The organism is Fictibacillus solisalsi (assembly GCF_900103485.1).
GTDB lineage: Bacteria > Bacillota > Bacilli > Bacillales > Fictibacillaceae > Fictibacillus_C > Fictibacillus_C solisalsi.
Genome location: NZ_FNHW01000001.1, coordinates 611,412 through 626,773 on the forward strand (window position 1 = coordinate 611,412; position 15,362 = coordinate 626,773).

The following is a 15,362-nucleotide window of genomic DNA, read 5'->3' on the forward strand; positions in this document are numbered from 1 at the left end:
AAAACCTTTGCTTTATTGCAAAGGTTTTTTTCATATAATGTTATATAGGAGTGTGATATATAAGCATGATAACAGAGAAATTTGTCAGAGAATCGAGAACGGTCAAATCAAGTGTGGTGCTGCCCCCGGACACCAATAATCATGGTACATTATTCGGGGGGAAATTAATGGCCTATATTGACGATGTGGCAGCAATATCAGCCATCCGGCATGCAAGATGCAATGTGGTTACCGCATCAACAGATTCCGTGGATTTTCTTCATCCAATCAGGGTGGGGAATTCCGTATGCCTGGAATCCTTTGTCACATGGACCCATAAAACATCTATGGAAGTATTTGTTAAAATCATTTCAGAAAACCTGTTTTCGGGAGAACGAAAAGTGTGCGCGGTTTCTTTTTTAACCTTTGTTGCGCTTGGGGAAGACGGCAAACCGACACCAGTTCCACGGGCTGTGCCGGAATCTGCGGAAGAAAAGTGGCTTCACCAGGGAGCTGGCGAACGTGCTGTTAACCGGAGGAAGAGAAGAGAGAACAGCAAAAGGCTAGCCGAGGAATTTGGCACTCAAAAACCGTGGGAGCAATAAAAATATTTTTTCGAAGAGTGTCTTTTCTTTTTTAATTGGAGCTCATCGTGTTATAATGAAATTACCTTTTTCCAGCCAGGGATACAAGAACCCTGGCTATTTTTGTGAACAAAAAAGAGCGGGAGCTTGTCCCACTCTTTTATAGGAGAGTAAAGATTAACGACGGAATCCGCCACCAAGTTGTTGTTCAGCCATTTGTACAAGACGCTTAGTGATCTCACCACCAACTGATCCGTTAGCGCGAGAAGTAGTGTCTGCACCTAGTTGTACACCAAATTCAGAAGCGATTTCATACTTCATTTGGTCAAGAGCTTGTTGAGCTCCATTCACCAATAATTCGTTAGAGTTGTTGTTTCGTGCCATATGTATCACCTCCTTGTACTACTAGTTTGTATTACTACTTTGAAAATATGCATGGAAATAATAAAATTTTTTCAGTCACCTTTTATAAAGGTTTTCGTATAGTATGTTATCCCCCTATACTTTATCAGGCGCCGTGATGACCTCCCACACGGCGCTTTATTTCTGTCGATTCTATGACACCTGCTCCTGTGCTATCTTTTTAGACGCTAAGGAGTTATACTTGTATCAAAAGGGGGTGAGTCCAATCGAACCGATTCTTGAACTTTTGTGTGAAATGGATGTTATGCTGATTTCATTGGGTCTTACGCTGGCGGTGCTTGGCATCAGCAGGCACCTGATCATGCAGTGTCCTGATACGATTAAGCGAAGCAGCCAGTTAAGAATTTCAGACACAGCCTGCACACGTAATCTTCAAAATACACCGAGCACTGTTCAAAACTTTTGTTTCATGAGAAACCGGATTGCTCTTAGGAAATACCGGAAAGAAGCACCGGATGATAATGACAGCCATTCCTTCTTGTCCTTTTTCATAGATGGAAAAACAACAAGGAGGAAATGCAATGATTCAAAAGAAACAACGATCAGGACTCGCACACGGATTAAAATTTTTAATTGCTATTTTGGGAATATGGGTGCTGGCGGGCTGCAGCCGAGCGCCGGTTAATGCACAAAGCCACGGCGTATGGAGCCACTATTTTGTCTATCCATTCTCTGAAGTAATTCAGTTTGTGGCTACTTTTTTTAACGGAAATTATGGACTGGCTATCATTTTTTTAACCATAATCATTCGCTGTCTGTTATTGCCCTTTACCATTTCGCAAACAAAAAATCAGCAAAAAATGAAAGAGCTTCAGCCGGAAATGAAGCGCATCCGCGAAAAATACAAGGGAAAAGACAAGGAAACACAAGTAAAAATGCAGCAGGAAGTTATGGCATTGTATCAAAAACATGGTGTAAACCCGGTTTCGATGGGATGCTTGCCGCTGTTGATTCAGATGCCGATTCTTTTAGCTTTTTACTATGCGATCATTCGTACCAAAGAGATTGCCGCACATAATTTCCTTTGGTTTAATCTGGGTACACCCGATCCTACACACATCCTGCCGATTATCGCTGCCATTACAACCTTTATCCAATACAAAATTATCAACAGGCAGCTCGAACAGGCCAATCCGCAAATACAGATGATGGGCTATATTATGCCAATGATTATCGTATTCTCGGCATGGAAGCTATCTGCTGTACTGCCGCTGTACTGGATTGTGGGTAACATTTTCATGACGGTCCAGAGCATTGTGTTGAACCGCAAACGGAAAAATATGCAAACTGCAGCGAATCCAAATTCCTAATTGGTAAGAACCCTTCGAACATCGGAGGGTTTTCTTTTTGGATTCAAGGAGTTGACAGACCGCTTATAAAAATTCATCATATAGGGAGAGAAATAAGGAGTGGTAGAGATGAGAGATAAAATGGTGTTCTTTGATATTGACGGAACATTGATTGACGAAACCACCGGAAAGATTCCGGATTCTACAAAAGAAGCTCTTCATAAATTAAGGGCAAATGGCGTTCATACAGGAATTGCAACGGGACGCGCTCCTTTTATGTTCAAACATCTGCTGAAAGAATTGGAAATGGATTCGTTTATCAGCTTTAATGGTTCATATGTTGTTTTTGAAGGTGAAGTGATCTATAAAGCCAATCTGGATGTCGAGCGTTTGAAACACCTTGAGAAGCTTGCTGTAGAAGCGGGCCATCCTCTTGTTTTCCTGGATCATGCCAGTGCGACAACGAATCTCGAATATGCGGAAGTCGTTTATGAAAGCACGAAACACCTTCTGCCGGAATATCCTCAGTTTGATCAAACCTACTACCATAACAATGATGTGTATCAGGCTTTGTTGTTCTGTGACGAAGGTTTTGAGCAGCCTTATCGCAAGGGATACAAAGGGACCTTTGATTTTATCCGCTGGCACCAGCATGCAATTGATGTTATGCCATATGGAGGATCGAAAGCTAAGGGAATTGAAGAGCTCCTGAAGCGTACCACCATTCATAGGGAAAACACCTTTTCCTTTGGTGATGCGTTAAATGACATCGAAATGCTTCAATCGTCCGGAATGGGGATTGCCATGGGCAACGGAAGGCCGGAAGCCAAACGTGCGGCTAACTATGTAACTAAACCAGTTGGAGAAGATGGAATTTGGCATGGCTTAAAATATGCTGGTTTAATCTAAGATAAGTGGCGGGTATGCTTTTTGAGTATGCCCGCTTTTGTGTATATAGAGGGGCGGCCAAAGCAAAACATTAGCTTTTTTCTTTTTTATTACATATAGTGTACTATTATATAGAAAAGAGGGATTTTAGGATGAATGGAACAGGTCTTGTCCTCGAAGGCGGAGGTATGAGAGGCGTTTATACGGCGGGGGTCCTGGATTTCTTTATGGACAAGGAACTTTATTTTCCTTATATCATTGGTGTTTCTGCCGGTGCTTGCAACGCCACTTCCTATATCTCCAGGCAAAGGGGAAGAAACCGGGTAGTGAACATTGATTTTGTGCGCCACCCGCAATATATATCCTATAAAAACTGGCTGCTCAGAGGAAAAGGTCTATTTGGGATGGATTTCATATTTGATGAAATTCCAAATATCCATGTACCTTTTGATTTTAACAGTTTTAAAAAGGCGAAGGAACGGTTTGTAATCGGAACGACAAACAGTGAAACAGGAGAGCCTGTATATTTTGAAAAGGCCGACCATGAGAAGGAAATACTTACAGTCCTTCGTGCATCAGCTTCTCTGCCTTTTATGGCTCCTGTGATTGAATATCAGGGAAAAAAGTTGCTTGATGGCGGTGTAGCCGATCCAGTGCCCATTCGGAAAGCCAGAAAAGATGGAAACCTGCGCAATGTAATTGTGTTGACCCAAAACGAAGGTTACCGAAAAAGCAAAACCAGGATGGAGTGGCTGGCGAAGAGAATCTACAGCCGGCATCCTGGAATGGCTGAGGTATTGTTGAAACGCTATGTGCATTATAATGAGACGATGGACTACATTGAAGATCTTGAGAAGAAAAGCGAGGTATTTGTCATTCGTCCAAAAGAAAAGATGGAGGTTGGCCGAGCCGAGCGGAATCCGGTAAAACTAAATGCCCTTTATGAGCGTGGCATTGAGGATGCTATGAATATGTACGATCAGCTTGAAGAATGGCTCTCCGAAAAAACAATCTCTAAATTATCATAAGAAGAAAGAAGAAGCACCGCTGCCCTTGCGGTGCTTTTTTAATAAAAGTTTTGTATAACTTCTTCAATGTCGGGCTCTTTCATTTGAATGTCCTTTGGGGTACCCCATTGGGATATCTCCTGCAAAAGAGCTGGAGATGTGATTTTTGAGCGATCATACAGAATGGTTAACTCGGAGCCGTTCTGCTCTATTTTTTCAACTCCGCTGATATTCTTCGGGTTTACGTGTTCATCATACAGGACTTTTAGAATGCTTGGCAGACCAATATGGTTTTTCAGCTGTTCCAAGGAACCATCCAGTACGGTTTTCCCCTGATTAATTACAATCACACGGCTGCATAACTGTTCAATATCATCCATGTCATGTGTGGTCAGAATAATGGTTTTTTGATGAGAAATGTTCATTTCTTTCAGGAATTCCCGGATGTTTTTTTTGGCTACTACATCCAGGCCAATGGTCGGTTCATCCAAAAAGAGAACGGATGGATTGTGAATCATGGCCGCTGCGAGATCAGCGCGCATCCGCTGGCCAAGAGACAGCTTTCTGACAGGAGTTTCGAGAAACCGGCCGATTTCGAGGATGTCATCATACTGCTTCAAAAAGTGCCGGTAATCTTGTTCATCAATCTTGTACATCGCTTTCAGGATCTCAAACGAATCTTTAACCGGAAGGTCCCACCATAGCTGGGTTCGCTGTCCAAAAACGATCCCGATGTTCCGGGCAAGCTCTTTTCGTTCCTTTTGTGGGTCGATGCCTAGGACAGTGGCTGTTCCTGAACTCGGATGCAGAATTCCTGACAGCATCTTGATCGTTGTAGATTTGCCTGCCCCGTTCGGACCGATGTAACCTACAAATTCCCCCTCATCTATTTTGAAAGAAATGGAATCCACGGCATGCTTGATTTCATACTTTGCGGAAAATAAAGAACGCATACTGTTCAGGATTCCGGGTTTTGACGGATATATTTTAAAGCTTTTTGTAAGCTGTCGGGCTTCAATCATCTAAGAGCTCCTCCTTTTTATGTTCCGGTACTATGATAAAATCGGATCCCAAAATTCCAAAAGGCTGATGCCAAATAAAAAAATAAAAGTGCCACAAGAACGGGCAGCAGCAGGTAATAGATGCTTCCGCCTTTGTTCAGTAAAAACAACATGGGAACATAATTGATAAAAGCCACGGGAATGACGGTGAAAAAAATAAATTTCAGCCAGCCGGGATAAATGTTCATCGGATAATTGGCCGCATTAAAGGGGGCGTACAAGGTGAACGTTTGAAAATCCTTGATCCGCTGCGTCCAAAATGCGATGGTTGCCGTTACTAAAGCGAGTGAAAACGAGATTATCCAACCGCATACCAATATGACAGGAAGATAAATGAGCAGCATCGTAATAGAATGCGTGTGGCTGATGTGGTACAGCGAAAGAGCGATGATGATCATTCCTTGCAGGGCGCCTCCAATTCTTGAAAGGTCAAGGTTTTTTGAAAGCAGCAGGACAAGGGGGGATACCGGCCGAATCAGCAGACTGTCAAATTCCCCTTCAATCATATACTTTTCAAACTCATGAATTTCAGGAGCTACGGTTCGGTACAGGGAAAGGGAGACAGAAGAAATGCCGTAGAGAATGCCCACCTCATACAGATTCCAGCCTTTGACTTCATTGAAACGGTTTAATATAGCAGCAAGCATCAAAAAATCAATCATCATTACGATCCCGTAGGAGACCATGGAAAAAACAAAGTTCATCTTGTACTGCATGCGGGAGCGTATGCTGGCACTCACAAGTTTTATGTATAGCTTCAATTTTCATCCCCCCTGGATTTCAACCTTCTGCCGTGCTGCAGCAGTAATCCCATGATTTGCAAAAAGAAGAACCAACAGCCATCCGGTTTGCAAAATCAGTACCGAATGATCCGCTTTTTCCAGAAAAATAAGAACCGGGTAGTATACGACACCGGCAAAAGGGAGCCACTTTGCCAGTTGGGACAAAAATTCAGGCAGAAACGTAAGCGGAACCATTTGTCCTCCAAGAGAGAACATTAAGGTGAGAATAATAAAATGAGCCCATGACCATGATATTTCTGTGGTCCAGCAAGAGCTGATGCCGATCAAATAAAAGATATTTAGTGAAATGCCGATGGCGAGAAGAAGGGAAAGCAGACTGTAAACAAGTGTGGTCCAGTGGGAGGGTACATAAAAACCAACAGTCAGTGAGAAAATCAGTCCAATGGGGAGGCTTCTGAATAAGGCATTGTAGGCGATTCTGCCACCCTCCTGGGAAACGACATAAAAATAGTAGCTGACCGGCCGTGCAAGTTCTATCGATATGGCGCCGTTCCGGACACCGAGCTGGATTCCCAGCCCTGCAGTCAAAAAAACAGTCATCCACAAGATGCATTGACTGGCACCCATATAATACGTCATGTCCAATATGCTGTACGGGCTTTTTTGCTCTTTGCCCGTCAGGACCCCGGTCCAAATGGCTATATACACGAAGCCAAAGATCGCCGATGCAGCATTGTTGATCAAGTGCGAAAGCCGATATTGCATATTGATGGCAAAACTTTTGCGAAAAAGATGCCAATAAACCATCCGCTGCCTCCTTTTTACAAGGTTTTTACAAACAGGATTATTAATATAGCAAATTATATGAATCGAATCAATAAGCTGAATATTACGTCGGATAAAAATTTTTTAGAAAGAAATTCCTATGAAAAACTTGGAATTACTATTAATATTTAGTAATCTATGAGTGGAAGCTTTTGTAATATTATTGTAATAATATCCTTGGAGGACAGATGGATGGAGACACAAACCAAAAAGAAAAAGAATCATCTCCCTTTTCGGCTTAATATCTTATTCATTGCAGTTTTTTTACTTTTTTCAATCTTGATTCTTCGTCTTGGCGTACTTCAAATTGTTAATGGTGAGGAAAAGAGGCAGGAATCAGATGCTATTAAAAAGGAAGAAGCAAAGAAAGAGGCGCCTCGCGGGAAAATACTGGACAGGTATCAGCGTGTTGTTGTGGATAACAAGCCCTACTTCACACTGACCTATACCAAAACGAGCAGCACGAAGCCCGAGGATACCTATAGGGTGGCGAAATGGCTCTCACAGCACATAAAAGTCGATATCAAAAAAATCCCGGAACGGGACAAAAAGGACTTTTTTATCGTAAAGAACGGGGTTGCAGAACTGCTGAAGGAAAGGCTAACTTCAGCTGAAATCAAAAAACTGAACAATGAAAAAGAGTATAAGGTGCTGGTTGAGCGAATTACCAAGGAGGATTTACATACACTTACCAAAAAAGATCTGGAAATACTTGCGATCAAACGGGAAATGGACGCTGGGTATGCCTACTCTGCTTCTCCAGTAAAGAAGAACCTGACCGATCGGGAAATTTCAATCATTTCCGAGAATCTGAACCAGCTGCCGGGCATTGATATCATGCCGGATGCCGACAGAACCTATCCGTTTGGCGATTCGCTGAAAACGATTTTTGGACGTGTGAAACAGATGCCTAAAGAGCAGCAAGAATATTTCGGTGCCATGAATTATGACCGGACAGACCAGGTTGGCGTGAGCGGGCTTGAAGCTCAATATCAGGAAACCTTGAGAGGGACAAAAGAAAGAAGTATTTATCTTACCAATCCCAAAACAGGAAAAACGCTTGGTGAACCAAAAATCATTCCAGGCAAACGCGGAAAAGATCTGGTATTGACCATCGATATGGATCTGCAGGAAAAGATGGAAAAAATTCTGGAAGAAGAAATAAGGAAAGGCAGGGCTGACCGCGGAAATGAAATGATGAAGTCTGCCTACATCGTTATGATGAACCCGAAAACGGGGGAAGTCTATTCGATTGCCGGGAAAAAGATGGACAAGGATGGAGCATTTGTGAATGATTCGTACGGTGCCTTGTTCGATGCCTATGAAATGGGTTCAGCCGTCAAGGGTGCAACCGTGTTGACTGGACTTCATAAAGGGGTGATTCATCCCGGGGAATACATCTATGATGCGCCTTTGAAATTTGGATCATTGACGAAAAAGTCGCATGCGAATATGGGAAGCATCAATGACTTAACCGCTTTGAAGCGATCATCCAATGTCTATATGTACAACATTGTCATGCGCCTCGGAAAATTCAGTTACAGTTCGAAAAGCTTTTATGGTGACAACCGTTATCTTGGGTTTGATGTGATGCGCTATTATTTCAGCCAATTCGGTCTGGGAGTCAAGACAGGCATTGATTTTCCAAACGAATCTACAGGATATAATGGCGGCTACACCGACCAGCTCGGTAATATGATTGATATGGGGATCGGTCAGTTTGATACATATACCCCGATCCAGATGGTGCAATATGTATCCACGATTGCGAATGGCGGGTACCGCGTACAGCCAAGGCTTGTTAAGGAGATTCGTGAGCCTCAAACGGAAAATCATATGGAAGGAAAGCTCGTTAAACGGTTTGAATCAAATGTCCTGAATGAACTGGACATGGATAAAAGCTATATCGAAAGGGTGCAGGAGGGATTCTGGGAGGTTTACCATTCGCCTGGAGGCACTGCAACAAAGTACTTTGGTAATAATCCGAAGTACCATAATCCTGCGGGTAAAACAGGTACCGCACAGGTGAAGAAATATGACAGCAACGGGAATTTTATCGCAGATAAGGATAATTTGACGCTCGTCGGCTATGCGCCGTTCGATAATCCGGAAATTGCCTATGCGATAATTGTTCCAGACGCATCTCCCTACAGCGGCACACAGGCGGTCAATAAGCACATTGGCCAGCGCGCCCTTGAAACCTATTGGGAGCTCAAAGAAAAAACAAAGAACACGGAGAAAAACAGCGATTAATAACAAAAAGAAGCACTGGGCAATCGCTCAGTGCTTTAAAAATGGGTTTTGGGTTTTTGGAAAAAGATTTGCGTTAATCGTAGTTCATTAATGCACAAGGAAAAGATCTGCATCTTTTCCTTGTTCGTTTGTTAGCAGAACGCACATGCACAGCCAACGATGATAAGAAGCACGAACAGTACCACGATCAAGGCGAAACCACTGCCACCTACTGCGAATCCCATAGTATTTACCTCCTTTTTAGAAACTCCAACATTTCCCTAACAGTATATGGAGTCTTGTCATTTATGTATGGACAAATGCGGATAACGATCAAAAAAAGGGCGAGTTTTGTTTTTAAAAAATAGACTCTTGCACCGTTTCACAGAGCACGACCGCTTCATATGTTATGGATGTAGATCATTAAATATCTCGAAAGAGGAGGCAACAAAATGTCATTTGGACACGGATGCGGAAGTGGATTCGCTCTTATTGTGGTGTTGTTCATTTTGTTAATAATCATAGGTTGTGCATGCGCGTTTTGCTAAGCCCTAATCAGGCATAAGTCGAAAAGACCACTCAGATTACTGGATCTGAGTGGTCTTTTTTGGGGATTTCCTGTACAGTATATATAGGTATGACAAGCACGCAAAAGGAGAGTTCACATGCAAAAATACATATGGCTGCTGGCCGCAATTTTCTTTTTCTCAACCGCTTCCAGTGTCTCTGCACACACCGGCCTGGAATCCTCTGATCCGAAAGAGGGCGCTGTAGTCAAAGAAGATCTTAATAAGATCACGTTAACGTTTGAAACTAAAATCGAAAATTTAAGCACCATGAAAGTAACTAGAGATGGAAAACCGGTAGATATTAAAACAACTGTGAACGACAGGGTTTTGATGGGCACTTCACCGGATTCTTTTGAAAACGGAAAGTATAACGTGGACTATAAAATCATTGGTGCTGATGGGCATGTGATTGAAAAGGGATTTTCTTTTACCGTAGACCAACCAGAAGAGAAGAAAGAAGCGAAAAAACAACCCGAAAAAAGCACTGAAAAAGCACCGGTAACCAAACAAAAGGAACAATCAGAACAAAAAGCAGAGAAAGCAGAAAGCAAAACCACTTCATCTGCCCCGGTATTTATCGTTATTGTCGTCATTGTCATTGCCATTGTGGTATGGCTACTTAAAAGAAAAAAGAAGTAGAATCGCGAAGAGGGGATAAGATATGAGTGTTGAAGAACATAAAAAAGAATCACCTTCCTCTGTAAGCTGCAAAGTGATTACAGTGAGTGACACAAGGACAGCGGAAACCGATAAAAGCGGCATCTTAATAAAAGATCAGCTCGTTCAAAATGGACACAAAGTTTCGCAGTATGCGATTGTAAAAGATGAAGTGGACGAAATTCGGTCCGCTGTTCTTGAAGGCTGCTTAGCAGAAGACGTTGAGGTCATTCTGATCAACGGGGGAACTGGAATTGCCAAACGGGATGTAACCATTGAAACGCTGGGACCTCTGTTTACAAAGGAAATACCCGGATATGGAGAATTGTTTCGCATGCTGAGTTATACAGAAGACATTGGTTCTGCGGCAATTATGAGCAGAGCCGTTGCTGGGGTCATTGATTCCACCGCTGTTTTTGCAATGCCTGGATCATCGGGCGCGGTATCTTTGGCTATGAAAAAACTCATCCTTCCTGAAATCGGACATGTTCGCAGAGAAATCAATAAAGATTTACCTAAGTAACAGATCCTCTCCTTGTTCCGCCTATCTCATGTCATAAATGGGTACAGCTGCCAATAAATTAGTTATGCGTGACAGACGCTGAAACTTTTTTTATGGCAGCTACGTATACTATGTTATGAAAACGCTTTATCGGGAGGTTTCAGATGGGCGGGATATTGCGGAAAGCGATTGAAGAAAGAAAAAAATATTTGATTCAGATGCTTAAAAAGGCCGGGATCAGCAAGGAGCTGGAATCGCCATTAACCGAACTTGAAGAAGAGTATAAAAGCTGGCTCCATCAACAGGGGACCGTCATAGAACCAGGCAAAAAAGTTTAATACGTTCTCAGTGTGGGAATAAAAGTAAAGCATAAGAGGCCTTCTCAGGGCTTTTTTTGTGTGAAAGAAGATCATGCTTTTTGCTATAGTATATAATGAACAACTGCAATTAAGGGTTAAAGGAGATCACAGCATGAACATCGCTTTTTATCTATTGCCTAAAGATGAGGTAAAATTTTTGAATCCTGAATCGACCATTAGGCAGGCTTTAGAAAAGCTTTCGTATCACAAATATACGTCTGTTCCTCTTGTTTCAGAGGATGGACAATATGTAGGGACCTTAACAGAGGGGGATTTGCTTTGGAAACTGAAAGAGGCCTTTGACCTTGGTTTCCATGATGTCGTGAAAACAAAGTTAAAGGATGTACCACAGCGGGTGAATAATATTTCGGTTTCTATTAATTCGAATATGGAGGATTTAATCACGCTCGCAACCGACCAAAATTTTATACCTGTAACGGATGATGACGGCCATTTCATTGGTATTATCCGGCGGAGAGATATTATAAAATATTGTGCACGTGCCATCTGGGATAACAATAATTAAAGAAAAGGTATTGACAATTACTATATTTAGTGTGAAAGTAAGGTGTGAGGAACTAAATATAGTATTTATGAAACAACAGGTGTCTGTTAAAGACTTAATAGGGAATCCGGTGCAATTCCGGAGCTGTCCCCGCAACTGTCATGTGGACGAAACGGAGATCCACTGTGTAAAGAACGCGCACAAAGCTGTGGCTTTTACATGGGAAGGTCCGGAGTAGGATGAAGCAGTAGCCAGTAGACCTGCCTTTTGTTTCACGGTTTTGATTCTTCGGGGAGTGAGAAACAAAAACGGCACCAATCTGCTTTTTTGTTTTTTACATACTACGTGTCGTTTTTGGGCTCATCCAATGGATGAGCCTTTTATTTTTGTTTGAAAAGAGAGGAGAGCTGTAAATGGCTACAGATATTTCAAGAGTCCAGCAGGTAATTGGTGAACTCCAGGAGATTATAGAGGAATTTCCCCAGTTGAGGAAGAGAGAAGAATACATAGAAAAAGTCTCCTATTTTGTCCATCAGGAGGATTCCACACAAAAAATGCTGAACATGGGGGTTCTTTATGCCCTTGAGAATATTTCGATGGAAGAGCCGGACTGGACCTTTGTCGCAGCAAGAATACACTTGAAAAAGTTGTATCGGGAGGCAGCAAAGAACAGAAACAATGAAACGGGACAACCTTATGGTTCACTGTATGAACTGATTGAGCAGTTGACTGGGATGGGGATTTACGACAGGAGCCTTCTGCGAACGTATTCCAACGCCGAAATCAAAGAGCTTGAGAGCGTAATTGATTCGGATCAGGATCATAAGTTTACCTACATCGGCATTCGGACCCTGGCAGACCGTTATTTGGCCCAATCACATGAGGGCAGTGTATATGAGCTTCCTCAGGAGCGGTTCATGATCGTTGCGATGACACTGCTCTCCAGGGAGCCGAAAGAAAAGCGCCTGAGCCTGGTTAAAGAAGCGTACTGGGCGATGTCGAACCTTTACATGACCGTTGCCACACCGACTTTAGCGAACGCAGGAAAGAGCTATGGACAGCTGTCCAGCTGCTTCATTGATACGATGGAGGATAGCCTGAGGGGAATCTATGATTCTACAACCGATGCAGCCACTCTTTCCAAAGGGGGCGGGGGAATTGCCGTATATCTCGGTAAAATCAGAAGCCTAGGTTCCGAGATTAAAGGATTCAAAGGAAATTCCTCAGGAATCATCCCATGGGCAAAATTGCTGAACCAGACCGCCGTCAGCGTAGACCAGCTAGGCCAGCGAAAGGGAGCGATTGCCATTTACTATAATGTGTTTGGCAAGGATTTGTTTTCATTCCTTGATGCCAAGCTGAACAATGGGGACGAACGACAACGGGTGCATGATTTGTTTCTCGGCCTTTGCATCCCGGATTTGTTTATGGAAAAAACAGAAGCCCGGGATGACTGGTATCTGTTTGATCCCTACATGGTTAAAAAGATAATGGGCTATGAACTGGATGACTATTATGATGAAGTGCCTGGAGAAGGAAGCTTCCGGCAAAAGTACGAGGAATGTGTCCGCGCTGCAGATCAGGGATATTTTGGTGAAAAGGGGTCCGGCGGCTATGATGTTGTGCCGGCAATCGAGATTTTCAAACGCATTATGAGAAGCCAGCTCGAAACAGGTGTGCCTTACATGTTCTACCGGGACACGGTGAATCGTGCCAATCCAAATAAGCACGAAGGGATGATTTACTGCAGCAATCTGTGTACCGAAATTGCGCAAAACGGGTCAGCCACAACCGTGGAAGAAGAGATTACCGAGGATGGAAAGATTATGATCACCAAACGGCCCGGTGATTATGTAACTTGTAACTTAAGCTCCATTTCTCTTGCCAGGGCTGTAAAGGCGGATGTACTTGAACGCCTGGTTCCGATTCAGGTGCGAATGCTCGATAATGTGATTGATCTGAACGAAAACCGCATTGAAGTCAAGCAGGCGGTACTGACCAATCAAAAGTACCGGGCAATCGGACTTGGAACATTTGGGCTTCACCATCTTCTGGCTCTTGAGGGCATACGCTGGGAGTCCGAGGAGGCTGTTCAATATAACGATGAGTTGTATGAAAAAATCAATTACCTGACCATCAAAGCCAGCAATGAATTAGCGAAAGAAAAGGGTTCCTATCCGGCTTTTAAAGAGTCTGATTGGGAGACCGGGACTTATTTTGAGCAAAGAGGCTACCAGTCTGAAAAATGGCTGAAGCTGAAGGAAGAGATTCAGACTTCTGGTATTCGAAACGCATGGCTGCTGGCGGTTGCTCCGAATGCAACAACAAGCCTGATCGCAAACTCAACCGCTTCTGTGGATCCCATTTTCAAAAAAGAGTACTCAGAAGAAAAAAAGGATTTTAAAATTCCGGTTACTGCACCTGACCTGACACCCCAGACAAACTGGTATTATAAATCGGCGTATGAGGTGGACCAGCATTTCAGTATTAAACAAAATGCGGCAAGGCAAAAGCATGTGGACCAATCGATTTCCTTTAACTTTTATGTGAAGAGTACGATCAAGGCAAAAGAGCTGCTGGATCTTCATATGACCGCCTGGAAATCAGGACTGAAGACCACGTACTATACGCGGTCAACATCCGTTTCAGAACTTGAAGACTGTGAGAGCTGCTCAAGCTAGGAGGATAAGGATGAATACATTAAGCAAACGAAAATTATACGATGTAACCGCCCCAAATGCATCAACGGGAATTCTGAATGGCAGAAGTTCAAACGTACTGAACTGGGATGATGTCCGGTACAGTTGGGCTTATCCGATGTACAAGAATATGCTGGCCAATTTTTGGACCCCGTTTGAGATCAATATGTCCGGCGACGTGAAGCAATATCAGCAGCTTTCCGGCGAGGAGAAGGATACGTTTAACAAAATTATCGGGCTTTTGGCCTTTCTGGACAGCATTCAAACCGATTATTCTTCCAGGGCTGCCGGCTATCTCACCGATTCAAGCCTTTCGGCGCTGATGACAGTGCTTTCCTTCCAGGAGGTCGTCCATAACCAGTCCTATTCCTATGTGCTTTCAAGCCTTGTGAATAAGCAGAAGCAGGATGAAATCTTTGAGTACTGGAAGCATGATCAAATACTGCGGGAACGAAATGATTTTATAGCAGAGGGATATACACGGTTTTCGGAAAATCCGACACCGAGAACCTTTATGGAATCGATTGTCTATGATGTGGTCCTTGAAGGCTTGAATTTTTATACAGGCTTTGCCTTTTTTTACAACCTGGCGCGAAACCAAAAAATGATGAGTACGAGCACGATGATTAATTATATTAACCGGGATGAACAGCTTCACGTCCGGCTGTTTTGCCAAATCTTTAAAGAATTGCTGAAAGAAATACCGGAATTGGACAATGAAGAAACAAAGCGTTTTGTACGGGAAACCTTTAAAAAGGGGGCAGAGCTGGAAATACAATGGGCCCGATACATCATCGGTGACCGCTTTGCCGGCCTCAACATGCCGGAGCTTGAAGCGTATATTAAATTTATGGCCAACAAAAGAGTGAATGAGCTCGGGGTAGAACGGCCGTTTCAGGGATTCAGGGAAAATCCGATGAAATGGATCAGAGCGTACGAGCATGTGGACAGCGGCAAGAGTGATTTTTTCGAACAAAAGTCCCGGCAATATACAAAAGTATCGGATGCAAACGGATTTGACGATCTTTAAGCATGATTGA

Annotated in this window: 18 protein-coding genes and 1 riboswitch; of the genes, 13 read left to right on the forward strand and 5 right to left on the reverse strand. The window is 43.1% G+C overall.

Annotated elements, in window-relative coordinates; all coding sequences use genetic code 11:
- The first annotated feature begins 65 nt into the window (after positions 1-65).
- Complete coding sequence (locus tag BLT53_RS03190; protein ID WP_090232723.1) at positions 66-584, forward strand: acyl-CoA thioesterase; 519 nt, start codon at positions 66-68, stop codon at positions 582-584.
- Positions 585-740: 156 nt separating this feature from the next.
- Here the strand turns inward: BLT53_RS03190 and BLT53_RS03195 are convergent, their stop codons facing one another.
- Positions 741-947 (reverse strand): alpha/beta-type small acid-soluble spore protein, encoded by a 207-nt coding sequence (locus BLT53_RS03195; protein WP_061968741.1) that lies wholly within the window; start codon positions 945-947, stop codon positions 741-743.
- A 220-nt stretch (positions 948-1,167) separates the two neighbouring features.
- Between BLT53_RS03195 and BLT53_RS24625 the strand changes: the two genes are divergently transcribed.
- From BLT53_RS24625 to BLT53_RS03210, 4 genes are all read left to right on the forward strand, one after another.
- Complete coding sequence (locus BLT53_RS24625) at positions 1,168-1,611, forward strand: hypothetical protein (RefSeq protein WP_139168363.1); 444 nt, start codon at positions 1,168-1,170, stop codon at positions 1,609-1,611.
- On the forward strand, positions 1,508-2,296 hold the full coding sequence (gene yidC, locus BLT53_RS03200; RefSeq protein WP_090232725.1) for a membrane protein insertase YidC: 789 nt from the start codon (positions 1,508-1,510) through the stop codon (positions 2,294-2,296). The genes BLT53_RS24625 and yidC overlap by 104 nt, the downstream gene beginning before the upstream one ends.
- A 108-nt stretch (positions 2,297-2,404) precedes the next feature.
- The gene (locus BLT53_RS03205) at positions 2,405-3,184 is read left to right on the forward strand and encodes a Cof-type HAD-IIB family hydrolase (protein WP_090232727.1); all 780 of its coding nucleotides are present in this window, start codon (positions 2,405-2,407) and stop codon (positions 3,182-3,184) included.
- A 131-nt stretch (positions 3,185-3,315) separates the two neighbouring features.
- Positions 3,316-4,191: a patatin-like phospholipase family protein gene (locus BLT53_RS03210; protein ID WP_090232728.1), complete on the forward strand. Its 876-nt coding sequence runs from the start codon at positions 3,316-3,318 to the stop codon at positions 4,189-4,191.
- 38 nt (positions 4,192-4,229) lie between these two features.
- Here the strand turns inward: BLT53_RS03210 and BLT53_RS03215 are convergent, their stop codons facing one another.
- The 3 genes from BLT53_RS03215 to BLT53_RS03225 are packed head-to-tail and all read right to left on the reverse strand — an operon-like array spanning position 4,230 to position 6,781.
- Positions 4,230-5,192, reverse strand: coding sequence for an ABC transporter ATP-binding protein (locus BLT53_RS03215; protein WP_090232730.1), 963 nt, complete (start codon positions 5,190-5,192; stop codon positions 4,230-4,232).
- 17 nt (positions 5,193-5,209) lie between these two features.
- Positions 5,210-5,992, reverse strand: coding sequence for an ABC transporter permease (locus BLT53_RS03220; RefSeq protein ID WP_244520346.1), 783 nt, complete (start codon positions 5,990-5,992; stop codon positions 5,210-5,212).
- Positions 5,993-5,995: 3 nt separating this feature from the next.
- A complete protein-coding gene (locus BLT53_RS03225; RefSeq protein WP_090232731.1) occupies positions 5,996-6,781 on the reverse strand; it encodes an ABC transporter permease in 786 nt (261 codons plus the stop codon).
- Positions 6,782-6,991: 210 nt separating this feature from the next.
- On the opposite strand from BLT53_RS03225, the gene BLT53_RS03230 reads away from it, so the two are divergent.
- Complete coding sequence (locus BLT53_RS03230; protein ID WP_170834208.1) at positions 6,992-9,052, forward strand: peptidoglycan D,D-transpeptidase FtsI family protein; 2,061 nt, start codon at positions 6,992-6,994, stop codon at positions 9,050-9,052.
- Positions 9,053-9,183: 131 nt separating this feature from the next.
- On the opposite strand, the gene BLT53_RS03235 is transcribed toward BLT53_RS03230, so the two are convergent.
- Positions 9,184-9,276 (reverse strand): YjcZ family sporulation protein, encoded by a 93-nt coding sequence (locus BLT53_RS03235; RefSeq protein ID WP_090232735.1) that lies wholly within the window; start codon positions 9,274-9,276, stop codon positions 9,184-9,186.
- A 207-nt stretch (positions 9,277-9,483) separates the two neighbouring features.
- Here BLT53_RS03235 and BLT53_RS03240 point away from each other — a divergent pair, with 207 nt between their 5' ends.
- From BLT53_RS03240 to BLT53_RS03265, 7 genes are all read left to right on the forward strand, one after another.
- A complete protein-coding gene (locus tag BLT53_RS03240) occupies positions 9,484-9,579 on the forward strand; it encodes a YjcZ family sporulation protein (protein WP_090232737.1) in 96 nt (31 codons plus the stop codon).
- A gap of 117 nt (positions 9,580-9,696) precedes the next feature.
- Complete coding sequence (locus tag BLT53_RS03245) at positions 9,697-10,239, forward strand: copper resistance CopC family protein (protein WP_090232738.1); 543 nt, start codon at positions 9,697-9,699, stop codon at positions 10,237-10,239.
- A gap of 22 nt (positions 10,240-10,261) precedes the next feature.
- Positions 10,262-10,780, forward strand: coding sequence for a MogA/MoaB family molybdenum cofactor biosynthesis protein (locus tag BLT53_RS03250; protein ID WP_090232740.1), 519 nt, complete (start codon positions 10,262-10,264; stop codon positions 10,778-10,780).
- A 143-nt stretch (positions 10,781-10,923) separates the two neighbouring features.
- Positions 10,924-11,097 carry a Fur-regulated basic protein FbpA gene (locus BLT53_RS24630; protein WP_139168364.1) on the forward strand — a complete coding sequence of 58 codons (174 nt, stop codon included), beginning with the start codon at positions 10,924-10,926 and terminating at the stop codon, positions 11,095-11,097.
- A gap of 133 nt (positions 11,098-11,230) precedes the next feature.
- Complete coding sequence (locus tag BLT53_RS03255; RefSeq protein ID WP_090232741.1) at positions 11,231-11,644, forward strand: CBS domain-containing protein; 414 nt, start codon at positions 11,231-11,233, stop codon at positions 11,642-11,644.
- Positions 11,645-11,704: 60 nt separating this feature from the next.
- Positions 11,705-11,905, forward strand: a riboswitch (cobalamin riboswitch).
- Between the two features lie 131 nt (positions 11,906-12,036).
- Positions 12,037-14,304: a ribonucleoside-diphosphate reductase subunit alpha gene (locus BLT53_RS03260; RefSeq protein ID WP_090232742.1), complete on the forward strand. Its 2,268-nt coding sequence runs from the start codon at positions 12,037-12,039 to the stop codon at positions 14,302-14,304.
- Between the two features lie 10 nt (positions 14,305-14,314).
- Positions 14,315-15,352 (forward strand): ribonucleotide-diphosphate reductase subunit beta, encoded by a 1,038-nt coding sequence (locus BLT53_RS03265; protein ID WP_090232744.1) that lies wholly within the window; start codon positions 14,315-14,317, stop codon positions 15,350-15,352.
- Positions 15,353-15,362 lie beyond the last annotated feature (10 nt).